The sequence below is a fragment of the Micromonospora sp. WMMC273 genome, assembly GCF_027460285.1.
In the GTDB taxonomy this organism is placed as follows: Bacteria; Actinomycetota; Actinomycetes; order Mycobacteriales; family Micromonosporaceae; genus Micromonospora; species Micromonospora aurantiaca.
This window is the reverse complement of record NZ_JAPZBE010000001.1, coordinates 3,896,063-3,922,372: the sequence shown is the minus strand read 5'-3', so window position 1 is coordinate 3,922,372 and position 26,310 is coordinate 3,896,063. Positions and strand designations below refer to the sequence as shown.

The 26,310-nt window shown below is 73.4% G+C and carries 18 protein-coding genes, 1 tRNA gene and 1 pseudogene; 9 read left to right on the top strand and 11 right to left on the bottom strand.

Annotated features, from left to right (window positions below):
- The first annotated feature begins 766 nt into the window (after positions 1-766).
- Positions 767-3,664, top strand: a complete 2,898-nt coding sequence (locus O7611_RS18020; RefSeq protein WP_194803124.1) for a glycoside hydrolase family 48 protein — start codon at positions 767-769, stop codon at positions 3,662-3,664.
- Between the two features lie 288 nt (positions 3,665-3,952).
- On the opposite strand, the gene O7611_RS18015 is transcribed toward O7611_RS18020, so the two are convergent.
- The gene (locus O7611_RS18015) at positions 3,953-4,642 is read right to left on the bottom strand and encodes a DUF3159 domain-containing protein (RefSeq protein WP_269697276.1); all 690 of its coding nucleotides are present in this window, start codon (positions 4,640-4,642) and stop codon (positions 3,953-3,955) included.
- Between the two features lie 93 nt (positions 4,643-4,735).
- Here O7611_RS18015 and O7611_RS18010 point away from each other — a divergent pair, with 93 nt between their 5' ends.
- Both O7611_RS18010 and O7611_RS18005 read left to right on the top strand, forming a co-directional pair.
- Positions 4,736-5,617 (top strand): phosphatase PAP2 family protein, encoded by an 882-nt coding sequence (locus O7611_RS18010; protein WP_194803110.1) that lies wholly within the window; start codon positions 4,736-4,738, stop codon positions 5,615-5,617.
- A 6-nt stretch (positions 5,618-5,623) separates the two neighbouring features.
- Positions 5,624-6,295, top strand: a complete 672-nt coding sequence (locus O7611_RS18005; protein WP_194803111.1) for a maleylpyruvate isomerase N-terminal domain-containing protein — start codon at positions 5,624-5,626, stop codon at positions 6,293-6,295.
- Positions 6,296-6,302: 7 nt separating this feature from the next.
- Here O7611_RS18005 and O7611_RS18000 read toward each other — a convergent pair whose 3' ends face one another.
- Both O7611_RS18000 and O7611_RS17995 read right to left on the bottom strand, forming a co-directional pair.
- Positions 6,303-7,142: a DUF1028 domain-containing protein gene (locus tag O7611_RS18000; RefSeq protein ID WP_121686561.1), complete on the bottom strand. Its 840-nt coding sequence runs from the start codon at positions 7,140-7,142 to the stop codon at positions 6,303-6,305.
- Positions 7,143-7,188: 46 nt separating this feature from the next.
- On the bottom strand, positions 7,189-8,400 hold the full coding sequence (locus O7611_RS17995) for a low temperature requirement protein A (protein WP_269697275.1): 1,212 nt from the start codon (positions 8,398-8,400) through the stop codon (positions 7,189-7,191).
- Between the two features lie 144 nt (positions 8,401-8,544).
- On the opposite strand from O7611_RS17995, the gene O7611_RS17990 reads away from it, so the two are divergent.
- Together O7611_RS17990 and O7611_RS17985 are read left to right on the top strand one after the other, a co-directional pair.
- Entirely contained in the window at positions 8,545-9,519 is a 975-nt protein-coding gene (locus O7611_RS17990; RefSeq protein WP_269698118.1) for an LLM class F420-dependent oxidoreductase, read from the top strand.
- 1 nt (position 9,520) lies between these two features.
- A complete protein-coding gene (locus O7611_RS17985) occupies positions 9,521-10,321 on the top strand; it encodes an SDR family oxidoreductase (RefSeq protein WP_269697274.1) in 801 nt (266 codons plus the stop codon).
- A gap of 73 nt (positions 10,322-10,394) precedes the next feature.
- Here O7611_RS17985 and O7611_RS17980 read toward each other — a convergent pair whose 3' ends face one another.
- From O7611_RS17980 to O7611_RS17960, 5 genes are all read right to left on the bottom strand, one after another.
- On the bottom strand, positions 10,395-12,767 hold the full coding sequence (locus O7611_RS17980) for a transglutaminaseTgpA domain-containing protein (protein WP_442929355.1): 2,373 nt from the start codon (positions 12,765-12,767) through the stop codon (positions 10,395-10,397).
- Positions 12,743-13,897, bottom strand: coding sequence for a DUF58 domain-containing protein (locus O7611_RS17975; protein ID WP_269697272.1), 1,155 nt, complete (start codon positions 13,895-13,897; stop codon positions 12,743-12,745). Before O7611_RS17975 ends, O7611_RS17980 begins: the two co-directional genes overlap by 25 nt.
- A gap of 2 nt (positions 13,898-13,899) precedes the next feature.
- On the bottom strand, positions 13,900-14,895 hold the full coding sequence (locus O7611_RS17970; protein WP_269697271.1) for an AAA family ATPase: 996 nt from the start codon (positions 14,893-14,895) through the stop codon (positions 13,900-13,902).
- A 21-nt stretch (positions 14,896-14,916) separates the two neighbouring features.
- Positions 14,917-17,484 carry a fibronectin type III domain-containing protein gene (locus tag O7611_RS17965; RefSeq protein ID WP_269698117.1) on the bottom strand — a complete coding sequence of 856 codons (2,568 nt, stop codon included), beginning with the start codon at positions 17,482-17,484 and terminating at the stop codon, positions 14,917-14,919.
- A 207-nt stretch (positions 17,485-17,691) separates the two neighbouring features.
- Entirely contained in the window at positions 17,692-18,519 is an 828-nt protein-coding gene (locus O7611_RS17960; RefSeq protein ID WP_269698116.1) for a fibronectin type III domain-containing protein, read from the bottom strand.
- A 304-nt stretch (positions 18,520-18,823) separates the two neighbouring features.
- On the opposite strand from O7611_RS17960, the gene O7611_RS17955 reads away from it, so the two are divergent.
- Together O7611_RS17955 and O7611_RS17950 are read left to right on the top strand one after the other, a co-directional pair.
- Positions 18,824-19,948, top strand: coding sequence for a hypothetical protein (locus tag O7611_RS17955; RefSeq protein ID WP_269698196.1), 1,125 nt, complete (start codon positions 18,824-18,826; stop codon positions 19,946-19,948).
- A gap of 48 nt (positions 19,949-19,996) precedes the next feature.
- Positions 19,997-20,206: a hypothetical protein gene (locus O7611_RS17950; protein WP_269698194.1), complete on the top strand. Its 210-nt coding sequence runs from the start codon at positions 19,997-19,999 to the stop codon at positions 20,204-20,206.
- Positions 20,207-20,847: 641 nt separating this feature from the next.
- On the opposite strand, the pseudogene O7611_RS17945 reads toward O7611_RS17950, so the two are convergent.
- A pseudogene (locus O7611_RS17945) lies at positions 20,848-21,021 on the bottom strand (hypothetical protein); the annotation flags it as partial.
- Between the two features lie 200 nt (positions 21,022-21,221).
- Between O7611_RS17945 and O7611_RS17940 the strand changes: the two are divergent.
- Positions 21,222-21,308 (top strand) — tRNA-Leu (locus O7611_RS17940).
- On the opposite strand, the gene O7611_RS17935 is transcribed toward O7611_RS17940, so the two are convergent.
- Both O7611_RS17935 and O7611_RS17930 read right to left on the bottom strand, forming a co-directional pair.
- Complete coding sequence (locus tag O7611_RS17935) at positions 21,287-23,026, bottom strand: recombinase family protein (RefSeq protein WP_269697270.1); 1,740 nt, start codon at positions 23,024-23,026, stop codon at positions 21,287-21,289. The genes O7611_RS17940 and O7611_RS17935 overlap by 22 nt on opposite strands.
- A 689-nt stretch (positions 23,027-23,715) precedes the next feature.
- Complete coding sequence (locus O7611_RS17930) at positions 23,716-25,638, bottom strand: hypothetical protein (protein ID WP_269697269.1); 1,923 nt, start codon at positions 25,636-25,638, stop codon at positions 23,716-23,718.
- Between the two features lie 277 nt (positions 25,639-25,915).
- On the opposite strand from O7611_RS17930, the gene O7611_RS17925 reads away from it, so the two are divergent.
- Entirely contained in the window at positions 25,916-26,296 is a 381-nt protein-coding gene (locus O7611_RS17925; protein ID WP_269697268.1) for a hypothetical protein, read from the top strand.
- The last annotated feature ends 14 nt before the right edge of the window (positions 26,297-26,310 follow it).

Here is a 26,310-nt window from a genome sequence, read left to right as displayed (position 1 = left end):
GCGAGGTGCGGCGCGGCCGGCGGGCGGCCGGAAAGTGGGTGGGCGGGGGCGTCGCTCGGGAACGTCGCTCGCGGCGGCGTGAGCGGCGAGGGGTGGGGTGGATAGCGAGAAAGGCCGTCCGGGTGGCGTGTCACGCCTGTCCCGTCGGCCTCTTTTGCCGTCGACAACGGGGGTTTAGTGTGGGGACGGGGGAGGGCAACCCCCGTCCCCACCGATGGTGCACACACGCACGAAGTGGAATTGGCGTCCGTCGTGCGCGTCGCGCGGGAGCCGGGCCACGCGAGTGGCTCTGGTTCCACCTCCCTCCGTCTGGCGGGTGACGGCCGGCGGCGGCGTCCGGGCTGGTCCGCCGTCGGCCTCTGGGCCGACGCGCCGGGCACGGGTGTACCCGGCGATCCAGTACTTGTATCACCGTCGATGGAAGCGCTCCCATCGGCGATGCTGCGACTGTAACGCCCGTCACGGGTTTGGAAAAGCCCCTAAACGAGATCGAAACATGGAAGCGCGTATCTGCGCTGGCCGTTGTGGTGGGAGCGCTTCCATGTCACACTCTCGTCACGCCACGCGGAGCCAGTGAACGCGAGCGCGGGCCGCCGAGGGCACCCGGTGAACAACCGGTGCGGCGCCCCGATCCCCGGCACGGCCGGGACGACCACCTTTCCGGACGCCTCCGTCCCCCCGCGTACGCCCCGTCGACGCGTGGAGGCGCCCCGCCGGGGCCCACGGTCCCGGCCCGGTCCGAGGAGACACCGCCCACATGAGACTTCTGGCCAGACGTCGCCGTACGGCGATGGTCGCCGCCACCGCCCTCGTCATAGGCGGGGTGGCCCTGCCCGCGGGCGCCGCCCAGGCCGCGCCCGCCTGCGACGTGACCTATGCGACGAGCGACTGGAACAACGGGTTCACCGCCACCGTCACCATCAAGAACCTGGGCGACGCGCTGAACAACTGGTCGCTGAAGTTCGCGTTCCCGAACAGCAGCCAGCGCGTGACCCAGGGCTGGTCGGCCAAGTGGAGCCAGTCCGGCAGCGAGGTCACCGCGACGAACGAGTCGTGGAACGGCAGCCTGCCCACCGGCGCGTCCACCAGCATCGGCTTCAACGGCAGCTACAGCGGCAGCAACCCGAAGCCCACCGCGTTCACCCTCAACGGGGTCGCCTGCAACGGCGCGCAGACCAACCAGCCGCCGACGGTCTCCCTGAGCGTGCCGTCCGGCCCGTTCGAGGCGCCGGCCGACGTCCCGCTGACCGCGACCGCGAGCGACAGCGACGGCACCATCAGCAAGGTCGAGTTCTACCGCAACGGCCTGCTCGTCAACACCGACACCACCGCGCCGTACGGCTACGACCTGCTCGACCTGCCGGCGGGCAGCTACACCGTGCAGGCCAAGGCGTACGACAACGCGGGCGGCAGCGCCGTCTCGGAGAAGTCGTTCACCGTCACCGCGGCGAGCGGGCCGAAGCTGGTCGCCAACCCGTCGGCGGTCACCGTGGCCGAGGGCGACAGCGCCACGGTCCGGTACACGCTCAGCGCGGCGCCCACGGCCAACGTGCCGGTGACCCTCGCCGTCACCGGTGACAGCGACATCACGGTCTCGCCGTCCACGCTGACGCTCACGTCGAGCAACTGGAGCACCGGCGTCACCGCCACCGTCTCCGCCGCGGAGGACTCCGACACGGTCGGCGGCACCGCGACGATCACCGCGTCGGCCACCGGCTACGCCCCGATCTCCGTCGTCGCCACCGAGGCGGACAACGACACCCCCGGCGGCGACAACGACTACATCAAGAAGTTCCTCGACCAGTACGGCAAGATCAAGAACTCGGGTTACTTCAGCCCCGAGGGCGTGCCGTACCACTCGATCGAGACGCTGATCGTCGAGGCGCCCGACCACGGCCACGAGACCACCTCGGAGGCGTTCAGCTTCTGGCTCTGGCTGGAGGCGCAGTACGGCCGGGTCACCCAGAACTGGGCCCCGTTCAACAACGCCTGGACAGTGATGGAAAAATATATCATTCCGAATCATTCAGACCAGGCCACCGCCGGCTCGCCCGGCACCCCGCAGTACGCCGCCGAGCACAACCTGCCCAGCCAGTACCCGTCGGCGCTGGACGCCAACGTCCCGGTCGGCCAGGACCCGCTGCGCTCGGAGCTGCAGTCCACCTACGGCACCGGTGACATCTACGGCATGCACTGGCTGCTCGACGTGGACAACACCTACGGCTTCGGCCGCTGCGGCGACGGCACCACCCGGCCCGCGTACATCAACACCTTCCAGCGGGGCACCCAGGAGTCGGTGTGGGAGACCGTGCCGCAGCCGTCCTGCGACACGTTCAAGCACGGCGGCCCGAACGGCTACCTGGACCTGTTCGTCAAGGAGTCCAGCGCCCCGGCCAAGCAGTGGAAGTACACGAACGCCCCGGACGCCGACGCGCGTGCCGTCCAGGCCGCCTACTGGGCGCTGACCTGGGCCAAGGCGCAGGGCAAGCAGGCCGACGTGGCGGCCACCGTGGCCAAGGCCGCCAAGATGGGCGACTACCTGCGCTACGCGCTGTTCGACAAGTACTTCAAGAAGATCGGCAACTGCGTCGGCGCGAGCACCTGCCCGGCCGCCAGCGGCCGTGACTCGGCGCACTACCTGCTGTCCTGGTACTACGCCTGGGGCGGCGCGTACGACGCCTCGCAGAACTGGTCGTGGCGGATCGGCTCCAGCCACAGCCACTTCGGCTACCAGAACCCGTTCGCGGCCTGGGCCATGACCAACGTCGCGGAGCTGAAGCCGAAGTCGCCGACCGCGGTCTCCGACTGGCAGAAGAGCCTCGACCGGCAGCTGGAGTTCTACACCTGGCTCCAGTCCGCCGAGGGCGGCATCGCCGGTGGCGCCACCAACAGCTGGGACGGCAGCTACGCCCAGCCGCCGACCGGCACCGCCACCTTCTACGGCATGTACTACGACGTCGACCCGGTCTACAACGACCCGCCGTCGAACCAGTGGTTCGGCATGCAGGCCTGGTCGATGCAGCGCATCGCCGAGCTGTACCTGGAGACCGGCAACGCGAAGGCGAAGGCGCTGCTGGACAAGTGGGTGCCGTGGGCCATCGCCAACACCACGGTCGGCACCAACTGGTCGATCCCGTCGGACATGAAGTGGACCGGCCAGCCGGCCAACTGGAACCCGAGCAGCCCGCAGCCGAACACCAACCTGCACGTCGAGGTGACGGTCAAGGGTCAGGACGTCGGCGTCGCCGGCGCCTACGCCCGCACGCTCATCGCGTACGCGGCCAAGTCCGGCAACACCGCGGCGAAGAACACCGCCAAGGGCCTGCTGGACGCGCTCTCGGCGTCCGCCGACAGCAAGGGCGTCTCGACGCCGGAGAAGCGCGGCGACTACAAGCGCTTCGACGACGTCTACAACGCCGCCGACGGCCAGGGTCTCTACGTCCCCAACGGCTGGACCGGGAAGATGCCCAACGGCGACGCGATCGCCCCGGGCAAGAGCTTCCTGGACATCCGCTCGTTCTACAAGAACGACCCGGACTGGCCGAAGGTGCAGGCGTACCTGGACGGCGGTCCCGAGCCGGTCTTCAACTACCACCGGTTCTGGGCGCAGGCGGACATCGCCATGGCGTACGCCGACTACGGCACCTACTTCCCGCAAGGGTGAGGTGACCCCTCCTCCGCGGGCGGGTGCGAACCCGCCCGCGGAGGAGGCCGACCCGGCCGATGGGGGAACGGAGCGGCCGGGTCGGCGAACGGCCTGACGCCCACGGTCAGGCCGGGTGGGCCGGCCGTCCGGCCGACGCAGCGGACCGGCCGGCCCACCACTCCGCCCGGCGACGACCCCTGGCGCGAAAAGGCACGGAAAAATCAGCGGTCCACGGGATCACATCCGGGCCGTGGACGGAGTAACGTATTTGACGGAGAGGCCGCTCCCCCCGTGGCGGCCTCTCCATTATTCTGTGCGTGTCGCCACACCGTCGGTGCCCGCCGGGTCCACCGGGTGCCGCAGCCCCGGATGCCCGGCCGGCAGCGAGCGCCGGATCACCACCCAACTGCCCGCCAGCGCCGCCGCGATCAGCGGCCAGGTCAGCGCCGCCCGCGCCACGGTGAGCGCGACCACGTGCCCGTACAACCACAGCGGCACGAACACCGCGACCCGCAGCACATAGGTGGCCGCCCACACCCAGCTGGCCCGGCCGTACGCCCGCAGCAGCGCCGGGTCGCGCCGCCACCGGGTCCGCTGGCCCAGCGCCGTGCCGACCACCACACCCAGCAGCGGCCAGCGCACCACGATGCTCACCGCCCAGGCCAGCGCGCTCGCCGCGTTGGCGGCGATCTGGAGCAGGAAGAAGTCGGCGCCCCGGCCGGTGCGCAACGCGATGAGCGCCGCCACGCAGACCGCGAGCAGACCGACCAGCACCGAACGGGGACGGTCGCCGCGCCGCCACCGCCAGCCGGCCACCGCCGTGCCGGTCAGTACCGCCGCGAGCACGCCGCCACCGAGACCGCCGAGCACCCAGCCGAGCCCGAACGCCAGTGGGGGAAGGGTCGCGTCCACCGCCCCGCGCCGGCCGCCGAGCAGGTCGGCCAGCGACTCCGGCCGCGGCCCCTCGTCCGGTTGCCGCTGTGGCGTGCCGGTCACGCGCCACCTCCTCGAAATCGCCCGCCTCACCGTACGCCGCCGCCGCTGGCGCTCCGCCGCGCGCCGGAGCGTGCCTACCGTTAAGTTGTCCGGGTGCGGGAGACGGCGAGGGGTTGGACGGCGGTCTGGTTGGTCGTACTGGCCCTGATCCAGACAGCCGCGTTCGGGCTGGTGTGGCGCTTCGCCGTGCACACCGAACTGGGCCAGTGGCTGGACACGGTGGCGCTCACCGGCAACCGGATCGGCCAGGACCGCATCGACGATCCGGTGAACACACTCCTCAACGCCATGTCGGTGGTGTCGCTGCTGGCCGCGACCGCCGTGATCGGCTTCATCGCGCTGATCCGGGGACGCAAGGCGCTCGCCGTCACCGCGACGCTGCTGATCGCCGGGGCCAACGTGACCACGCAGCTGCTCAAGCACTACCTGGCCCGGCCCGACTTCGGCATCGACCCGGAACGGGCCGCCGCCGGCAACAGCCTGCCCAGCGGGCACACCACGGTGGCCGCCTCGGTCGCGGTCGCGCTGATCCTGGTGCTGCCGCGCAAGCTGCGGGTCGCCGGGGCGTTCCTCGGCGCCGGGTACGCCGCCGCCGCGGGCGTCGCCACGCTCTCCGCCGGCTGGCACCGGCCCAGCGACGCGGTCGCCGCGTACCTGGTGGTCGGCGCGTGGGCCGCGGTCGCCGGGCTGGTGCTGCTGTTCTTCCAGCGCGAGCAGGCGGTGGTGGAGCCGGGCGACGCGCACCGGGTTGCCGGCGCCGTGCTCGGCGGCGCCGGCGTGGTGGCCCTGCTGGCCTCCGCGGTGGCGCTGTCCTGGCTCGTCGACCGTTCCACAGTCCCCGTCGAGGCGCTCGGCCGCCGTCCGCTGTTCATCGGGTACGCGGGCAGCGCGGCCGGCATCGCCGGCACGATCGCCGTGGTGGCCGCGCTGGTGCTGGTCGTGGTGCACCGGCTGGTGCCCCGCTGGAAGGGCTGACCGCAGGTGCAGACCGTACGGGCGGCGTTCCGGGCCGAGTGCGAACGCCTGGAACGGGTGCTGCGCGACCTGGACGACGCGGCGCTGGACCGGCCCACCCCGTGCCCGCCCTGGCAGGTACGCGACCTGATCGCGCACGTGAGCACCGGAGCCGGGCGCCTGGCCCTGATGCTCGCCGAACCCGCGCCGCCCCGGGCCGAGGTCGACGCCGCCGCCTACTTCGGCGCGGCCAAGTTCAGCCCGCCGGTCGACCGGGACCGCGTCGACTCGGCACGCCGGGCTGCCCGGGAGCACCCGGGCGCGGCCGAGGTGGCGGGGGAGTTCGGCCGGGCCTGGCGCGCCACCGACGAGGCGGTCGCCGCCGCGCCGCCCGGCCGGGTGGTGCGCACCCGGCACGGTGACGCGATGGCGCTGCCGGAGTTCCTGCGTACCCGCGTGGTGGAGGTCGCGGTGCACGGCCTGGACCTGGCCGACGCGCTGGACCGGCCGCCGTGGCTGACCCCGCCCGCGGCGGCCGTGGTGGCCGGCGTGCTCACCGGCGGCGCGCCGGTGCCGCCGGGCCTGCGCTGGGACGCGCTCACCGTGCTGCGCAAGGCCACCGGGCGGCTGCCGCTGACCGGCGACGAGCAGGCCGAGCTGGCCCGTGCCGGCATCGGCCGGCTCGCGTTCGGCGGCTGATCTCCGCTCAGCGCCCGGCACACCGCCGCAGGTGCTCCAGCACGATCGGGTCGATCCGGCCGGGCACGAAGCGTTCCTCCAGGTTCTCCAGGCCGGTCCAGGCCGCCAGCGCGTCGTCCAGGCCGGCCGGGCCGACCGGGTGACCGGTGGCGGCGAGCAGCTCCGCCACCTCTGCCGCGAGCGGACCGGTGAGATCCCGAAGCGTGGCCGGGTCGGGGCGGCCGAACAGCATGTGGTGGATGCCGAGCAGGCGGCGCAGCTCGGCGACCGGGTCGTCGTGGTCGTCCACGCGCAGGTCCACCAGCTCGTCGCCGGTGCCGGCGTAGCCGCCGTGGCGCTGCACCACGAGTATCGCGGCGCTCTGCCTGCCGCGCCGGTCACCGCCGGCCGCGTCACCGGCGGTGAGCGCCGCCAGCATGCGCTGCGGGAACGGCAGGTCGTCGCGGGCCAGCCAGGCGTCGCGCAGCGCGTCGATCACCTGCGGGCCGGTCAGGATGTTGCCCTGCGCGGCCCAGCCGTCGCCGGCCTGCCCGCCCGCCCAGGGGTGGCAGCGCGGTCCGGTCCAGGTGGCCCCGTCGCCGGTCGCCCCCACCACGGCGAGCTGCCGGTCGTCGCGGCCGGGGTCGGCGGCGACCAGCCCGGCCACCGCGTCGGTGGCGCTGACGCCGGTACGCAGCAACGCGAGCGCCTGTGCCCGGTAGGCGAGGTTGGCGTGCGCCTGGGTGGCGACCGCGCCCACCAGTGCCTCGGCGGCCGGCACGAGCGCCCCGGCGGCGAGGAAGCGGCTGGCCACCGCCACGCCGTACAGGTGCCCGTCGGCGGAGCGGGCGACGAGCGAGAAGGTCACGCGCGGATCGTAGCCCGGTAGCGGTGTGCCGCACCGGCGTCGCCGCTCAGAACGGCGTCGCCGCCTCCTCCGGCGGGCGGCCCCAGGCGCGGCGCGCGTCGGCCACCGCCACCGCCGTGAGGACCAGCGCGGCGAGGATCGCCGCGACGAGCGGCGCGAGGCGCACCAGCAGCGGCGCGGGCAGCAGCAGCGCGGCGATCCCCACCAGCCGGGACGGGGAGACGCGGCCGAACACCTCGTACTCGAAGCGGGCCCGGCCGGCCAGGAACACGGCCGGCCCGCCGAGGATCATGGCCAGCCAGGGCAGTTCGTTGTGCCCGGCCGGGTGCTCGATGACCAGCTCGTAGCCGATCGCGGTGGCGACCACCCCGATCACCATGACCAGGTGGGTGTCGGCGGCGGACCGGCCGATCGTGGCCGGGTGCGCGGCGCGGGTCACCGCCTCGCCCAGGATCTGCCCGGCCCGCTGCACGTAGATCCGCCACAGCAGCACCGAGGTCGCGAGCGCGACGGCGAACGCGGCGACCATGCCCGGGCTGGTGGAGGAGCGGGTGAAGGCCAGGCCGGCGAGCAGGATCGTCTCACCGAGCGCGACCAGGAAGATCTGCTGATAGCGCTCGGCCAGGTGCTCACCGTGGATGTCCCACCGGGACACCGTCGAGCGGCCCAGGCCGGGCATCGGCCAGCCGAACCGGGCGGCGAGGTACTCCAGCAGCAGTGCCGTGGTCCAGAGCACCACCCGGGCGCTGCCCGGCAGCAGCGCGCCGGCCAGCCAGAGCACACCCGTGGCGCAGAACGTGATCAGCATGCGCAGCTTGAGCCGCCGGTACTGCTGCTTGTGCAGCACCAGCACGAGGATCGCCGGCCGGCTCACCTGGGCCACCACGTACGCGGTGGCGAACATCAGGCCGCTGTGGCTGAACGCGCGGGGGATCGCCACCCCCATCACCATCGCCGAGATCAACGCGGTGATCACGATGACCTGCAACCACAGGTGGTGCGGGTCGTAGCGGCTGGTGGTCCACGCCGTGCCCTGCCACACGGCCCAGAGCGCGAGCAGCAACAGCAGCGTCTTGCCGCCGCCGGTCACCGCCGACCAACCGGTCTGCCCGCCCTCCAGCACCAGGTCCTCGAAGGCGCGCGCCGAGATCCGGGTCAGCGCGAACACGTACACCAGGTCGAAGAAGAGCTCCAGGAACGTGGCCCGGTCGGGCCCGCCGCCGGACGAGCGCAGCGCGGCCGGCTCGGCGGTCCTCACCGCCGGGCCCCGTCCCCGGTGCGACTCATGCGGCAGTCGTAACACTCTTTCCCAGCGCTCCGGTGCGGATCACCCATATCCGCCTGGATCTTGCTCCGGGCGGTGCCGGACGGGCACCATCGACGGGTGACGAACCGATGGGGCATGACCGTGCCGCTGGGCGGTATCCCGCTCGCCGACCACGCCGCGGTCTACGCGGCCCTGGACGACGCCGGGTTCACCGACGTGTGGTCGTCGGAGGTGGCCGGCACCGACGCGTTCACCCCGCTGGCCCTGGCCGCCGCCTGGTCGCCGCGGCTGCGGCTGGGCACCGCGATCACGCCGGTGTTCACCAGAGGGCCGGGACTGCTCGCGATGAGCGCGGCCGCGCTGGCCGAGGCGGCGCCGGGCCGGTTCGCGCTCGGCGTCGGCGCCTCGTCGCCGGTGCTGGTGCGGGACTGGAACGCGATCGGGTTCGACGAGCCGTTCAAGCGGACCCGGGACGTGCTGCGGTTCCTGCGGGCCGCGTTGCGTGGGGAGACCGTCGACGGCGCGTTCGACACGTTCGCCGTACGACGGTTCGCGCTGGAACGGCCGCCAAGCGTGCCGCCGCCGGTCCTGCTGGCCGCGCTGCGCCCCGGGATGCTGCGCCTGGCCGCCGCCGAGGCCGACGGGGTGATCCTCAACTGGCTGGCCGCCGACGACGTGCCGACCGCGCTGGCCGAGGTGGGCGAGCGGCGGCCCGGCCTCGACGTGGCCGCCCGCATCTTCGTCTGCCCCACCGAGGACACCGCGTACGCCCGCGCGCTGGGCCGCCGCATGATCACCGGCTACCTGACGGTGCCCGCGTACGCCGCCTTCCACAGGTGGCTGGGCCGCGAGGACTCGCTCGGCCCCATGTGGGAGGCGTGGGCCGCGGGGGACCGGCGGGGCGCCTCCGCCGCCGTACCGGACGAGGTGGTCGACGCGCTGGTGCTGCACGGCTCGCCCGAGCAGTGCGTGGCGGCCGTCCGCCGGTACGCCGACAACGGCGTCGACGTACCGGTCATCGCGGTGCTGCCCACGCCGGAGATCGCCGAGGGTGGCGCGGCGGCCTGGATGGACCTGCTGCCCCGGCTCGGCCCCGGAAAGGTGGCCTGAGATGAACCTGACCGACCGGGTGGTGGTGATCACCGGCGGGGCCGGCGGGATCGGGGCGGCGCTGGGCCGCCGGTTCGCCGCCGAAGGCGCCGCCGCGATCGTCCTGGCCGACCTGGCCGCCGACGCGGCCCGTGCCGCAGCCGACGCGATCGGCCCGGTGGCCAGCGGCGTCGGGCTCGACGTCACCGACGAGGCGGCGGTACGCGCGCTCGTCGAGGAGACCGAGCGCCGCCACGGCCGGATCGACCTGTTCTGCGCCAACGCCGGCGTCGCCACCGGCGGCGGCATCGACGCGCCCGACGCGGAATGGGACCGGGCCTGGCGGGTCAACGTGCTCGGGCACCTGCACAGCGCCCGCGCGGCGCTGCCGGGAATGCTCCGCCGGGGCCAGGGACACCTGCTGCTCACCTGCTCGGCGGCGGGTGTGCTCACGGCGGTCGGCGACGCCCCGTACACCGCCACCAAGCACGCCGCCGTGGGACTCGCCGAGTGGCTGGCGATCACCTACCGGGACGCCGGCATCCGGGTCAGCGCGCTGTGCCCGCAGGGCGTGGACACCCCGATGCTCGCCGACGGCCTCGCCGAGGGACACCTGGGCGCCCGGGTGATCGCCGCGTCCGGGACGATCCTCACCCCGGACCAGGTCGCCGACGCGGTCGTCGCCGGGCTGGCCGAGGAGCGGTTCCTGATCCTGCCGCACCCGGAGGTCGCCGACTACGCCCGCCGCCGCGCCGAGGACCCGGACGGCTGGCAGGCCGGGCTGCGCAAGCTCGTCCGGAAGCTGCGCGCCGCCGACCGCTGAGCCCGGCGCGTCGCGGCAGCGTCCTCCGAACCTGGCCGGCAGCGGACCGCGCGCCGCCGCCCGGCCGGTCCGGTCAGCGGCGCCACCGCAGCGGCCCCGGGTGGACCGTCCACCACAACCGGCCCCACCGGGAGCGGGCCGCGCGCAGCGCGTCGCCGAAGCCCTGACTCAGCCGTGCGGCCCGCTCCGCCTGTTCCGGTGTGACACTGCCCGGCGCGAATCCCGCCTGGTTGAGCAGGGCGGCCAGCTCGTCGACCGCTGCCTCGTCCGGGCCGCCGGCCGCCGCGCCCTCGCCGGTCCGGTCCGTGGGTCCGGCCGCGCCCTCCCCGGTCCGGTCCGTGGGTCCGGCCGCGCCCGCTCCGGGCCGCGCCGCGCGGGCCTCGGCGAGCGTCCGGTGGGCCCGCTCGGCCACCTCCGCCGCCGCCAGGTCCGGCCCGGCCGGCTGCCCGGCCAGCCGCAACGCGTCGGTCAGCTCCCGCCACGCGCCCACGACCCGCTCGCCCGGGTCGGCGGCGTCCAGACGGGAGCGGGTCAGCCGGCGGCGCGCCGCGTACAGGGCGGCCAGCACCGCGCCGACCAGCAACGCCAGCCCGCCGACACCACCACCGACCAGCACCGGCGTCCCGAGCCCGCCCTCGGCCCGGCCTGGCGCGGGCGCGGCGGCCGGGGGAGTGGCGCTCGGCTCCTCCGTGGGCGCCGGCACCTCCGACGGCGGCGGGTCCTCCGGCTGCGGCCGGAAGTCCTCCTCCACCGGGCGGGGCTCCTCGTTCGGCTGCGGCATCGGGTCGAACGGCACCCAGCCGACGCCGTCGAACAGCACCTCCGGCCAGGCGTACGCGTCGGCCGCCCGCACCGGACCGTCGCCCTTCGGCTCGAACCCGACCACCACCCGGGTCGGCAGGCCGGCGAGGCGGCCGAGCACCGCGAACGCGGCGGCGAACTGCTCCGAGGTGCCCCGCTGCCCGCCGCCGTTACGCGGTCCGAACAGGAAGAACGCCAGGTTCGGGTACGCGTGCCCGCTGGGCGCGTCGGCCGTCACCCGGTAGTGCTCGGCCAGGAACGTGGCGATCGCGTCGGCGCGCGCGTACGGGGCGCCGTTCGACTCGGCGAGCTGGGTGGCGAGCCGGCGCACCGGTTCGGGTGCACCGTCGGCCACCCGCAGTACCCGGGCCACCTCGTCTCCGGCGGGCACGTTCGCCGTGGGCAGCAGGTTCGCGTCCGGGCGCTCCCGCACCGACGACACCTCGTACCGCAGGCCCGGCGCGAGCCCTTCCGGGCGGATCAGCGTCCCGGTCCCCGGGTCGTACGCCACCCGCGCGCCCGTCACCTCGCGCGGCGTGGGCACCGCCGGCAGCAGCCGCCCGGTCAGGTCGCCGACGGTGATCTCCTGGCGGACCTCGTCGGTGGCCGCGTCCGGGGCGGGCTCGGCGGCGGGCAGGATCCGCCCCGCGTTGCGGTACGTGGCGCCGACCCGCCAGGTCACCCCGTCGTAGTCGCTGAGCACCGCCAGCCGGATTCGCGGCGACCCGTCCCCGCCCGCGCCCGCGACGGTGCGCACGTCGAGCAGCCGCTGGTCCGGGTTCAGCGCCCACCCGGAGATCCGGATCAGCGGGTTCTCGTCCAGCGACTCCACCCGGGGCGGCTCCACGTAGCGGCGCGGGTCGACGGGCCGCTCGTCGACCTGGGCGGCCACCACCGGGGCGAGCAGCGCCGCCAGCGCCACCACCACCGCCAGCCCGGCCGCGCTCGCCGCCACCAGCCGCAGCCGCACCGCCGCGCGTACCGCGGGAGTGAGGCCGGCGACCGGATCGGGCGCCGGGCCGTCGCGGCGCCCGGGCGTCGCCAGGCCGGCCGCCGCGACCGCGGCGAACAGCACCGTCGGGCCGATCGCCGGATCCGCGTTCGGCCCGACCACGTAGAGCGCGCCGGCGTAGAGCAGCGCGGGCGGCAGGTAGCCCAGCAGCACCCGCCCGGCGCGCAGCGCCACCTCAGCGGCGGTCAGCCCGGCCAGCCACGCCGCGACCACGGGGACCAGCACCGTGTCCGGGGCCGGCTCGACCGGGATCATCGCGGTGAGCAGCCGGGGGATCGCGTTGCGGGCGGCGTCGGCGGCCACCCCGCCGAGCCCGCCGGGCAGCGCCGCGTGCGCGGCGGCCAGCCGTAGCGACAGCAGCGTCCACCCGGTCATCGCGGCCACCGACAGCGGCGCCACCAGCCAGGACGGCAGCCGCCGCGCGGCCACGCCGACCAGCACCGAGCCGACGGCCGCACCGGCCATGAGCCGCGTCAGCAGCGGGTCCGCGTACACCCGGCCCAGCACCACGCCGGACAGCGCGACAAGCACGATCAGCGCGGCCGGCACCGGCACGGCCCGCAACGCCCGGACCGCCCGCTCCGCCACCGTCCCGGTCCCCGGCGGCGTCACCACCGGCGGACCCCGTCCCACTCGGCGGCGAACGCCGCGCCGTCCGCGGCGTCCAGGACCGTGAGGCCCGCCGCGCCGGCCGCCGTCGGCCCGTCCGCGCCGAACATCCCGACCACCACCGACGGGTACGCGCCGCGCAGCGCGCCGACGTGCCCCAGGTCGTCGCGGCCCCCCGGCCCGGTCAGGAAGACGAGCGTGTCGCCGAGCCGGTCCCGGCGCAGCCGCCCGGTCGCGGCGGGCAGCACGTCCGGCCCGGCGTCCGTCAGCTCCACGGCGGCCAGCCGGTCCAGCGGCCCGGCCGCCCCGGCGGGCTCCACCTCGGCCGGTACGACGAGCAGCAGCTGCACCGGCAGGTCCTCCCGCACCGCGGCGGCCACCACCGACGCGGCAGCCTCGCACGCCGACTCGAACGACTCCGCGACTCCGCCGGCCCGGCCCGGATGCGCCGACGCCCGGTTGTCCAGCACCACCGCCAGGCGCGGCAGGCTCGTGTCCACGTTCTCCCGCACCATCAGCTCACCCACCCGGGCGCTGGTGCGCCAGTGCACGCGGCGCAACTCGTCACCCACCACGTACTCCCGCAACGAGTCGAACGTGATCGACCCGTGCGGCACGCTGTCGGTACGACCGTCCAGGCTGCGCCCCGCACCCGTCGGCACCGCCGACAGCGGGTGGATGCGCGGATACACCCACACCGGCACCGTGCCCCCGTAGCCGCGCGCCAGCGCCACCAGCCCCAGCGGATCCCGGCGCACCACCCGCAGCGGCCCGACCGGCACCACCCCGCGCCGGTGCGTCGGCACCTCGTACCGCACCACAGTGTCCGCGCCCGGCCGCAACCGCAGCAGCGGCACCGGCACCAGCGCGCCGGCGCAGCGATCCTCGGCCACCAGGTTCGCCGCCCGCAACCGGCCGGTGTTGCGCACCGTCAGCTCCATCGCCGCCGGCTCACCCCGGGCCACCCGGTCCGGGTCGGCCCGCCGCGCCACGCTCAGCCGGGGCCGCCAGGCCGCGTTCACCACGGCGTAGCCGACCGCCACCACGGCCGCCGCACCGAGCACCGTCAGTTCCGGGTACGCGTACCGGAACCCCACGCCGAGCAGCACCAGGGCGGCGACGAGCAGCCCGATGCCACGGGCGGTGATCCCCACGCTCAGCCGTGCACCGTTGCGGCCTGGCCCGACGGCAGCGGCACCGGCACCGACGCGACCGCCTGGCGCAGCACCTCGGCCGGCGTGACACCCCGTACCTGCGCATCAGGGGTGAGCAGCAGCCGGTGCGCGAACACCGGCTCGACGAGCGCCTTCAGGTCCTCCGGCATGATCCAGCCCCGGCCGTCGATCAGCGCGTACGCGCACGCCGCCCGGGTCAGCGCGATCACCCCGCGCGGGCTCACCCCGACCCGCACCTGCGAATGGGTACGCGTCGCCGCGGCCAGCCGCACCGCGTACGCGTAGAGCGGCTCGGCGATGTGCACCCGCCGGGCCATCTTCACCATCTCGCCCACCGTGGCGGTGTCGGTGACGGCGGTCAGCGAGTCGGGGGAGCGGACCGTGGCGCCGCGCAGCACCTCCACCTCGACCGCCTCGTCCGGGTAGCCGACCGACAGCTTCACCAGGAACCGGTCGAGCTGGGCCTCGGGGAGCCGGTACGTGCCGTCCATCTCCACCGGGTTCTGCGTGGCCACCACCAGGAACGGCTGCGGCACCGGATGCCGGACGCCGTCGACCGTGACGGTCCGCTCCTCCATCACCTCCAGCAGCGCCGACTGCGTCTTCGGCGACGCCCGGTTGATCTCGTCGGCGATCACGATGTTGGCGAACACCGGCCCCGGGTGGAACTCGAAGCCCCGGCTGGCCTGGTTGAAGATGGTCACCCCCGACACGTCGGAGGGGAGCAGGTCCGGCGTGAACTGGATGCGCCGCCACTGCCCCTTCACCGTCGCCGCGATCGCCCGCGCCAGCGTGGTCTTGCCGACGCCCGGTACGTCCTCCAGCAGCACGTGTCCCTGCGCGAACAGCGCGGTCAGCGCCAGCCGCACCACCTGCGGCTTGCCCAGCACGACCGCGTTGACGTTGTCGGCCAGCCGGGCGGCCAGAGCGGCGAAGCCCTGCACCTCCGGCTGGCTCAGCGGTTCGTGCGTGTTCACGGATGCGCCTCTCGGGTGCGGTCAGCAGGCGGGCAGGACGCCGAGGTCGTCGCCGCCCTCCAGGTTGAGCCAGGCCCACGGGATGTAGGTCTTGCCCTTGTAGTCCACCTGGACCCACCAGGTGCTCTGCTTGTTGTTGTTGTAGATCCAGGCGTTGACGTCTTCGCCCTTCACCTTGCAGTACGTGCGCAGCCGGTGGCCGTCCGGCACCCAGCCGGCCTGCCGGTCGTTGTCCTGCCTCGGCACCTCGAAGATCTCGTTGCCGTTGCGCTCGCCGGGGATCTCCCGATCGCAGTACGTCCGCTGGTCGCCGTCCGGACCGTTCTTGCACGTGGCGACGCCGTACACCGGGTCGGTGGTCTGCGCACGCGAAGCGGTGCCCTTACCGGCGGCGTTGCTCGCGGTCAGCGTCACCGTGTACGCCGTCCCCGGCGTCAGCCCGGTCACCCGCAGGCTGGAACAGCTCCCGCTCGCCGTCTTCCCGCCCGTTGCCGCCGTGCAGGAGGCGCGCCCGCCGCCCGCGTCCACAGTGAACGTCACAGTCACCGACGTGGCGTCCGCCGACGAGCCGGTCACCGTGATCCGGGGCTCGGCCACCGTCCGCGCGGTGGTGCTCGCCTCCGGTCCCGGCCCGGCCTCGTTCACGGCCTTGACCTTCACCGTCACGTTCTGCCCGTTGCCCAGTCCGCCCACGGTGGCCTGCACGTCTGTCACCTCGACGGACTTCCCGGCAGCCTCCACCACGTACTTCGTCACCGGGCGGCCGTTGTCCACCGCCGGGGACCACTGCACCGCGATCGTGCCCGGCTGGTCGGCGACTGTGGACGCGCGCAGCTCCGTCGGCGCCTTCGGCACGGTGAACGGCACCACCGTGTTGCTCACCGGCGACGCCTTCGACCCGGCGCCCTTCTCGCTGACCGCGGTCACCGTGAACGCGTACTGCGTGCCGTACTCCAGTTGCCCGGCCGGCACCACCAACTCCGTCTTCGCCGACTCACCGGCCGGGGCGCTCGCACCCGCCGAGGTCGCCGTCACCGCGTACCTCGCGATCGTGTTGCCCTGACCGTCGGCCTCGGGCCAGCTCACCCGCACCGTGCCGTCCGGCCGCGCCTCGGCGGTCACCGACGCCGGCGGGTCCGGCACCTCGGCGGTCGGCACCACCGGGTTGCTGCGCCGCGCCGGCCCCTCACCCTTGGCGTTCACCGCGTGCACCGAGAACGTGTACGTCTCACCGTTTGTCAGACCGGTGATCTCCAGCGCGCGCTGGTTCGCGCCGACCTGGTGGGTCTGACCGGCGCCCTCCACCACGTACCGGATGATCTCGGCGCCGTTCGACGGGGCGGCCTGCCAGCTCACCCGCGCCGACGCGTCACCCGCGGCGGCGGTGACCGACTTCGGCGCACCCGGCTTGGACACCTTCGGCTTCTTCGGCGGGGGCGGCGGCGGGGCCACCGGCGGCGGGTCGCCGCCCAGCACGTCGTTTGCGTACTTGTCGACCTCACGCACCTGGTTGCGGTCGTCAACCACCTGCGCGGTGGACGAGTCCGGCGGGTTGATGAACAGGTGGTTCTCCCGGACCTCCAGCTCGACCGGGCCGGGCCGGCCGGAGCCCTTGACGGTCTGCACGAGCTGACCCTCGCCGTCGAAGGCGTACACCGTGCCGGTGGTCTCGTCGGCGCAGTAGAACCGGCCCGCCCACGCCACCGCCGGGCTCAACCGGGCACCGGCGCCGGGAACCGTGAACCGCTTCACCTCGCGGCTGTCCCGCACCACGTGCACCGACCTGTCACCGGGGACCGTGACCGGCACCTGCGGCCCGCTGGTCCGCGTCGGCAGGTTGCCCGGCGCGCTCATGCTCAGCTCCGCCCGCTGCGTCTGCCCGCCGACCACGGTCACCAGCGACGCCGAGGTCCGGTCCAGCACCGCGACACCCTCGTCCAGCGTGGACACCACCAGCTCGTGCGCCGGCTCGGCCACGTCGTACGTCTCGACCCGCTCCGGGCTGAGCCCCGCGGACGGCGCGTCACCCGGCGTCTCCGGCAGCTCGGCGGCGGTCACCGCCGAGACGGTGCCCTCGCTCGGCACCGCCACCCACAGCTTGCCGGCGCCGTCGAACGTGCCACCGGTGATACCCGGCGGGTAGCGCACCGGCTCACCCACCGGCGTCAACGCCCGCGGGTCCAGCTGCCGGACGATGCCCTGCACCGCGTCCACCACGAACGCCGCGTCCTCGTGCAGCGCCACGCTCACCCCGAACCCCGGCGCGGTCGGCGTCGTCGCGGTGATCTGCAACGTCGCCAGGTCCAGCGAGCTGACCTGCCCGGTGTTGAGGTCGCGCAGGATCAGCAGCCGGTCGGTCTGCGCCACCTGCACCTGGTGCCGCCGCCCACCCGGCACCTCCATCCGGGTGTCCACCCGCGCGGTGACGCCGTTGACCCGGGCCAGCTCGCTGCGGGTGGTGCTCCACAACCAGGACGACGCGTCGAAGCTCGCCACCGCGTTGTCGGCCGCGCCCAGCCCGAGCACAGTCAGGCCCATCGCGGCCAGCAGCGCGGCCACCGTGCCGATGGTGACCAGCCCGCCCCGCATCCGCGACCGTGGACGAGCCTGCTCCGGCGCGGTGCCCGTGACGTCCTCGATGGTGGTCACTGCCGGCTGCCTCCCCGTGTCGGTGCGGGGAGCGACGCCGAGCACGGCCGACCCTCCCCAGAGCCGGGAGCCATCATAGGTGCCGCCCGGAGCCGGTGAAACCCGCACCGTCCCCCTGTGGACACCGAGCGTGTCGTCCGTGGACGCTCAGTTCGGCGTGGGGCCGCCCTCCCGGTCCGTGCAGACCTGACCCGAGGTGGCGTACGAATCGGTCGAGTAGACAGCCAGCACCGTGAAGCAGTAGTCCAGCTTCGCGCTCAGCCCGTTCACCGTGTAGCGGGTCTGCCCGGCGTCCACAGTCGCCATCACGCCGAGCTTCTGCCCGGCCCGGCCGCCCGCCACCACGAACGGCACCCCGCCGTTCGTCGGATCGGTCCAGGTCACCGTGACGGTGGTGGTGTCGTCGCGCAGCTTCAGGTCTCCCGGCGGCGGCCCGGTCACCTTCGGCGACGCGGCGCCGGACGCGGGCACGGGAGCCGGCGGCGGCGCCGCCTCCCGGTTCAGCAACACCGCGCCGACACCGACCGCCGCGACCACCGCGAGCACCGCACCCCCGACCACAAGGGCCAGCACCGTCCGGTTGCGGCCCGGCCGTTCCGGCTCCATCGGGTACGCGTCCCGCGGCGGGACCGGCGGCGGCTGGTGGAACATCGGCGGGGTCGCCGGCCAGGCGCCCTGCTCCGGCTGGGCCGGCGGCTCCGGTCGCGTGGACTCGGGGAAGTCCAGCAGGTCCTCGTAGATCGTCATCTGCCGGTTCGGCTCCGGCGCGTCCGCGTCCGGTTCGGCTGCCGTCTCGACGGGTGCCGGCTCGTCCTCTTCCGGCTCGGGCCGGGCCTGCCGGTCGACCGGCTGGGACGGGGCGACGCTGCTCCACGGTGGCGCGACCATGCCCCACGGCGGTACGGAGGAACCGCTGACCGGTGCGGCGGGTGGTCCGCTGACGGGCGGCGGATAGGTGCCGGGGGGAGCGCTCACCGGTGGGTGTCCGGCGGGCGGCGCGCTGACCGGTGGCGGGTACCCAAGTCCGGGCGGCGCGCTGACCGGCAGTGGGTAGCCGGGTCCGGGTGGCGCGCTGATCGGCGGCCCCGGAGGACCGCTGACCGACTGCCCGAAGGGCCCGCTGACCGGGTTCACAGGGGGCGCGCTGACCGGAGACGTCGAGGGCGATCCGATCGGCGGTGCGCTGGTGGGTGGAGGGATGACCGGTGCAGCGCTGGTGGGTGGAGCGCCGGCCTGGGGCGCGGCGGGCGGTGGCGCTACGTCTGCTGCCGGAGCACCGGTGGCCGGTGCGCCGGCCTCGGGCGTGTGCGGCTGCCTCATGCTCGCGGCAGCGGCGCCTTCACCCGTGGCCGAAGGGCTCACCGACGATCCGTCGACCGGGGATGCGCTCGACGGCGGTGCGCTCACCACGGGCGTTCCGGACGAGCCGGCCTGGACCGGGTCGACCGGAGGTGTGCTGACGGGCGGTGAGCCGGCGGGCGGTCCGCTGACCGGCGGTCCGCTGACCGGCCGTGCGCCGGCCGGGGTTTCGCCGACGGCACCGGCTGTCGCGGGCTTGACCGGGGCGTCGGGGGCCGCCGTCGCGGCGTTGCGCGCCGCCTCCTCCTCCAGCAGCGGGCCGATCTGCTGCACCTGGATCGTCGGCTTGTCCCAGCCCGGTCCACCGGGGATCGGCGGTGTCGTACCCCGTCCCGCATCGCTCGTGTCGATGCCGGCCACCCGGTCGACGGCGGGACGCGGAGGAGCGGTTGCCTCGGCCGTCGACGGCGCCTGCTGGGCGGGCGCGGGTTGCGGCGGCGCGGGCGGCGCAGGGACCGGCGTCGCTGCGGTGGCAGCGGCCGGCGCCGATTCGGCGACCGGCTGGGAGGCGGGTGCCGGTGGCGTGGCCGAGGCCGGAGGGGTGACCGGTGGGGGGAGGGGCTGGGCCGACACCGGCGGGACAACCGGAACGGCCGGCGGTGACGGTAGGGGGCTGTTCGCCGGAGCCGGCACGCGCGGCGCCGGCGGGAGGACGGACGGAGGCGGCGGCACGAGTCCCGCCGAGGGCATCCGCGACGGTGGCGGGGCGATTCCGGCGGGAGGCGACTCGGCGACCGGCGGTGCGGGCGGCGGCGGAATGACCGGCGGGGGCGGGAGCGACGGCGCACGGGCGATGCCCGGCGTCTGTGGCGGCGGCAGCGCGCGCGTCCCGGCGGTGGGTTCTGCCGTCGGCGTTCCAGGCGTCGCAGCGGGTGATACTGGTGCCGGACCGGGCATCGATGTGCCGGCGGTTGACGGGTGCGGGGATGCGGCGGGGGCACGGGGCGGCACCGGGGTCACACCGGAAGCGGCGGCCGGTCGACCGTACGTTGCCGGCGGAGCCTGGGAGGCGCGCCGGGCCGGTGGCACCGGGATGACGCCCTGAGCCGGGGGCACCGGCCGGACACCGGGATTATGCGGGACCCTCCCGGCAGTGGGCGGCGTCGCCGGGGCGGTGGTTTCGATGGGCACCACCGGGAACCGGGAGGTCGCCTCCTCGGTGATGGGCGCGAACCGGGTCGTCGGCTCCGCGGCGGGCGGCGAGGGCGGCGCCCACGGACTGGCGGGTCCGTTCGGCCCGGCGCCGGGAGGGTGCGGCGGGGCAGGCGCCACCGGTGGTGAAGGAACGATCGGTGCGGGCTGAGGTGGCTGCCCGGGGCGGGGCGCCTGCGGTGCCGGGCCCGGGCGGGGCGCCCACTGTGAGCCGGGTGCCGGCGGATTCGCGACGGGCGCACCCGGGGCGACGGGACCTGGCGGTGCCGGAGCGTGCGGGTGCGGCGGTGGGACGGGCCGCAACGAGACGGTGGGCTCGGGCACCCCGTGCCCGGGGTGTCCGGGACCGGGGTGTCCGGGATCGGGCCGGACCGGCCCGGGGATGCCCGGCGGCGCTGGATCGACGTGTCCGGGCAGGGGCGAATTGGCGTACCCGGGGCGGCCCGGATTCGGGTAGCCGGGCGGGGGTGGAGCGGGGAGCGGTCCGGCAGCGGCGGCGGAGCCGCCGGGGGAGGGGCCATAGCCTGCGGGAGCGGCGGCGGAGCCGCCGAGGTACTGGCGGGCTGCGCGTACCGCGGGGTGGTCCGGACCGAGCACGGCGGACCCGGCGGTCGCCACGCGGCTGTAGTTGCGGCGGGCCTCGTGCCGGTTGCCCAGTTCCTCGGACACCCCGGCGAGGTCGAAGCTGAGCGCGAGCATCAGCGGGTCGGCCTCGCCGCGGCGGCGCTCGCCGGCCGCGTAGGCCTCTTCGAGTACGCGCCGGGCGGAGGCCGGGTCGTCGGCCTCGCGGTGCAGCCGGGCCAGCAGGTGACCGGTGGCCAGGACGTCCTGGTGGTCCTCGCCGTACGCCGGGCGGGCCGCGACGATCGCGTCGGCGAGCAGGCGGCGGGCGCTTGTCAGGTCACCCGCGGCGCGCAGTGCGAGGGCCTGGTGTTGAGTGGCGATCAACGGGGAGGGGTGGGACACGGGAGCAATGCTGCCCGGAATCGCCTGTTGCGCGCTACCCACCCGATCTATGTGGCCGCTGACCTGCGCAAACGCGCCGCGATGGAGCTGATGTGCATGATCGTTATGGGCCGTGTACAGTAATGCCCCGTGCGGCCCGCCAGGCCGACCGATGCGGTGAGTAGCTCACATTGGTCGACCGGGTAGGCTGGTACGTGCAGGTCCGGGTGGCGGAATGGCAGACGCGCTAGCTTGAGGTGCTAGTGCCCGTATAGGGCGTGGGGGTTCAAGTCCCCCCTCGGACACCAACTGAATCCCAACGGTGCGCGGCAAGGTCAACACTTGCCCGCACCGTTTGTGTTTCCGGGTCGTACGACAGGTGCAGCCCGAGGCTGCGGTAGACCTCCAGTTTGTGTTCCGGCTTTGCGTTCCGTAGGGCGGCCACGAGGTCTCCGAGTTCCTCGACGACGGCGATGATCTGCTCCTCGCTGTAGCGGGCAGGGACGTTGGTCTTCTCTTCGACTGGCGTGTGCTGGTGCCGTTCGGCGTGTTCGCGTTCTGCTTGGGTCTCGGCGATCCAGCCGGCAACGACGCCTGGGTCGGCGCCGGCGTCGAGTGCCGCCCGGTAGCGGGCCAGTTTGGCGTCGCACTCGGCGATTGTGGTTCCTTCGAGCGCCGTCGGGGCGGCGGTGGGCGTGCCGGTGTGGGCCTGGTCGAGGAGTGTGGTGATGGTGTTCCGCCGGTGCAGTGGCCCGAAGCCTTGTATGAGCCAGGTGTCCAGCGGTGTGATCAGCACGTCTTCCCGCATGATCACATTTCGGGGGTGGTCGACTCTGTTGGCGAGGGCGTACTCCTGCGGGAAGCGGCAGCGGTAGTAGGCGACGCCGTGGGAGTGCTGGCCTTGCATCTTGCGGCCGCAGATGCCGCAGTGGACCAGGCTCTTGAAGACGTAGGGGTGGCGGGATCGGTGTGCCCGTCTCGGTGAGGTGGCGGTGCGGGCTCGAAGGCCGAGCATGTCCTGAACGCGGTCGAAGTCTGCCTGCTCGACCAGGGGCTCGTGGACCAGTTCGTTGGAGGTGACCCAGCGGTCGCGCTGGTTCCACCGCATGACCGGGGTATGGCCGAGGGCGACGTCGTCGACGTCGAGCAGCACTTCGTCGGTGCGTTGCTTGTTCCAGACCTGGCGGCCGGTGTAACGGGGGTTGGTCAGGATCGTCCGTACGGCGGTCTTGGACCAGGCGAGCCCGTCTCGGTGGGGGTTGCGGGCACGGTCGTACGCGGAGGGGCAGAGGATGTCGTCGCGGGTGAGCGCCTCGGCGATGGCGAACATTCCGTATCCGGCCAGGTACATGCCGAAGATGCGCTGGACGACGGGTGCGGTCTGCGGGTCGGGGGTCAGGCCGCGGAGGCGTTTGCCGTCGGCGGCCTTTGCCGGGTTCGGGTGCGGTCCGAGGTCCTTGAGCGTGTAGCCGTACGGTGGCCGTCCGCCGAGGAAGCGGCCCTCCAGTTGAGTCTGGGAGGCCATGGCGGTGCGGACCCGGACCTTCACCCGGTTCCGCTCGCCCTTGCTCATGCCGCCGAAGACGGACATGACCAGGTCATGCGCCTCGTTGTCCGGATCGATCAACCCGCCGACCTCCGGCACCCACAACTGGACGCCGTAGTGCGTGAACAGCGGCATGGTCAGACCGAACTGGTTGCCGTAGAAGGCGCGGTGCGGCTCACCGATGACGACAGCGGTGAAGCCGCGCTGAGGGTTGCGCAGGGCAGCGAGCAGCCGGCTGGCTTCCGGACGACGTTGCCACGGCAAGGACCGGCTGTGGCCAACATCGAAGAACTCCTCGTTGATCACGCCGCCCCGAGGGGTGATCAACGTCCGGGCGAGTGATAGTTGCCAGCGTCGGGACGACTCCGGATCCTGGTTGTCCTCGGTGGAGACCCGGCCGTAGAAGGCGAAGGAGAGCGTCGGGGCTTCGAAGCTCATCTTCGTGAGGTCTCGTCTCAGGCGGTCATGGTCAACGGTCATGTTTCCTCCGTGAGGTCTTCAACAGCGGCGCAGTGGGCACGGTGCACCTCGACGAGGAGCCGTAGGAGCGCGCGCGCGGCGGCCGGCCCGAATTGTGGCGGTTCCAGGGGTGCGATTACCTGAATTCCAGCGGACGATGCCGCATCGGCGACATTCGGACCGCAATTAATATTGTAGTCCTGTTCTGGCTGTTCCGAAAATTCTGACCGGGATTTCGGCAAGCTGTTTCCCCCACTGGGTTGGCATTGCTTTCTTGTGGCGCTCAGGGGTGTCCATGGCGTGGTTCTCCTTCCCTGTTGGGGTGACCCGTGGTTCGTGTCGCTGAAATTGCGTCACGGCGTCGATAGCCGCTCGATTGCTCCTTGGAGCAGGGCAAAGTGAGTGGTCCGAGGCGCGGTGATTTGCTCGTCCGGCAAGGGCTCGAGGCGTCCGCGAGTAATTCAGAGCTGCAGTGGGTTCAGGAACAGCGATATGCCGTCGAGTGCTACTCGACGGCATATCGCTGTTCCTGGTTCCTGGCGGTCGATGTTCCCAGGAACCTATTTATCTTGTCTGCGGCTGAGCTTGTCGGCGTTCAGGACTAGCAGTGCTCGTTGGCACTCAAAGCCGGCAGCGGCATCGTTGAACGGGCATCGGTGGGGTCGCCGACTCGAAACAAGACTTTGAGGCCTGGGCTGCTCGGCTGGTTGTCAGCCTGTTGGGTTACTGCCCGCTAAGCGGCGTAGCGCCTGCCCGGTGCCGGGGTAGGCGAGCCGCAGGGTGTGGGCGGTGAGTTGGATGGCCCACCAGGTGAGGGCGACGAGGTAACCGACCAGCAGGGCGCTGCTGGTGTCGCTGGTGAAGACGATGGCGTAGCCGATGGCGAGGCCGGGGGCCGTGATGGTGCGGGTGGTGCGGCTTCGGCTGGTGGTCAGGGCGGTGGCGATGCCGAGCAGTGCTGCTCCGGCGCTGCCGATGAGGCCGGGCATGCCGGTCAGGTCGACCGGTGGGGTGAGGGTGATCGCCGCGCGCATGAGGCAGATGCCGGTGGTTGCGATGGCGGCGGGCAGGGCTGCCGGTCGGGTGCGCGCGAGCCAGTTGGACAGTTGCGGAGCCGCGATGCGGGGAGCGGTGGCGGCGATGATCGCCGCGCAGGCGGCGAGGGGGAGCGCGGAGCCGAGGGTCCATTTCAGGTATGGCTCGTAGCCGAACTGGACGGAGGTGCCGGTGGCGAGGCCGTAGAGGGCGGCGGCGGTTGATCCGCCGACGGCGGCGGCGAGGTATCCGCGTCTGATGAGGTGGCCGGTGGTGGGTTCGGAGGTGGATGCGTTGGGGGTGCCGGCGAGCCAGGTGGTGGGGGCGAGGTGCGCCACGGCGAATGCGGTGAGCATGGTGAGGGCACCGGCGATGCCCAGTTGAGGCAGGGAGAGGCGGACGCCGACGACCTGGACGGAGTAGGTCGTGACGATGTCCGCGGTGAGGATGGTCTGTAGGAGCACGGTGAGCGAGCAGACGCCGAGGATGATGGCGCTGGTCAGGTCACGGACGCGGAGCCGAACTCGTGGCAGTGCGGTGTCGTTGGCGGTAGTTGCTGTCTGGTGATGGGCTGCGGTGAGCGCGAGGGCGCCGTCAGCGAGGGCGTGGGAGTGACCGTCGAGGGCGATCGGAGTGTGCCCGGTGACGGCCACGAGGCGTTCCTGAAGGCCCGGGATTGCTTTGGTTTCCCGGTGGATCACGTGGCTGAGGTGCTGCTGGCTGATGTCGGCGGCGTCGAGGATGCCTTGGACGGCATTGGCGGTCTCGTCGAGGAGGGGCTGCGCTGCGGCGGTGACGTCGTCGCGGGTCAGAACGGCCGGTGGGCGGGGCGAGGGCAGGAGAACGGGTGCGCGTTCCTGAGTTGAGAGGGCGGTCCTGGCCTGGCGGATGGACTCCAGCAGTACCGCGTCGGCTGGCTCGGGTATGGCCTCTATTTCGGTTCGTTGTGCGGGGTCGTCTGCGATGCTGCGGGTCAAGAGGTGCTGCGCGAGGTCTCGGTCCAGGTCGCGGCTCGGGCTCACCTGGCGGGTGGCGAGTTCCTGGTACCCGTCGGGGCTGGCTTGCAGGACGGTCAGCGTGATTGGACGCCGCTCGGCGTCGCAGATCAGCAGACATGTGCCATTCGGGACGTGGCCGGCGGTCGCGTAAGCGGCGAGTGCTGCTGGCGCGGTGACCATGGCCGGTGCGGGGAGGCCCGCCCGGGCTGCCGCGTCGGTGAGATGCCCCCGTCGGCGTGGTCCCCAGGCCGATGGGATGGTCACGGTCAGGGCAGCGACCGGTACGGCGACTTGGCGGACTGCCTGGTCGGCGATGTACCACAGCTGCCCGGCGAGCAGCTGTACGGCGTCCACCGGCGGCTCGGCGTCAGCCGCGTGCAGGAGGTCCACCGGGTCGCGGATGAATCGGTGACCTAGCGAGGGCTCCGGCAGCCCGTTGACGCCGGGGTGTAGTTGACCGGCGGGGTCGATCACGATGCTGTGCGGCATGACGATGCGGCCGTTGAGCAGGACGGGGATCCGGGTGCCATCGCGGTCGACGGTGGCGGCGATTGCCGACGACGTGAGATCGATCGATAGTCGCGTGCCCCCGCTTGGCATGCGAGGCAGTGTCTCCCGACCGGGGAGTGGATCGTCAACCACGTTCTCGTCCCGTGATCGATTGTGCGCGCATGGTGAGAATCCTTCCTGAGGAGATGGCCCTCGATGGGTATCGCCGTGTATGCGAGAGGAGAGGGATCTACCAAGCGGGGGGACGGACAGGATGTCGCAGCAATCCCCGGACAGCGGCAACCGGCTAGCCGAATACGCGCGTCCCACGGTGTATGTCCCGCCCGCGTCGACACCGCCGCGCCACACGGCGGGGCGGGTGTCCTCCGTGATCCGACCGGTCCGGGCCACCGTAGCCACGGTCGTGTTCCTGGCCGGGGTACCGGCGCTGCTTGTGTCCCTTGACGGGAACCCGCTGAGGAGGTGGCCGTCGTGGACGCAGGTGGTGGCATGGTTCGATCAGCCGAACGAACGGTTCACCTCGACCGTCCTGGCCGGCGCGGCTGTGTGGGCGGTGTGGCTGTTGTGGGCCGTGCTCGCGCTGCTGCTGATCGCCGAGCTGATCGCGCTGGCGACCCGATGGCGGATCCCGGTGCTACGGCTTCCCGCACCACTGCACCGGCTCGTGTTCGGCCTGGCTGGCACCGCGGCGATCGCCGTCACCTCCGTCGGCCAACTGAGCCACCCCCGCTTTCATGGAGCTTCTTGATCATGGTCTTATGG

Coding starts and splice junctions, on each gene's coding strand:
- O7611_RS17985 (WP_269697274.1), top strand. CDS start 9,521: ATGAACCTGACCGACCGGGTGGTGGTGATCACCGGCGGGGCCGGCGGG.
- O7611_RS17965 (WP_269698117.1), bottom strand. CDS start 17,484: ATGCGGGGCGGGCTGGTCACCATCGGCACGGTGGCCGCGCTGCTGGCC.
- O7611_RS17990 (WP_269698118.1), top strand. CDS start 8,545: ATGACCGTGCCGCTGGGCGGTATCCCGCTCGCCGACCACGCCGCGGTC.
- O7611_RS17935 (WP_269697270.1), bottom strand. CDS start 23,026: ATGACCGTTGACCATGACCGCCTGAGACGAGACCTCACGAAGATGAGC.
- O7611_RS17930 (WP_269697269.1), bottom strand. CDS start 25,638: ATGCCAAGCGGGGGCACGCGACTATCGATCGATCTCACGTCGTCGGCA.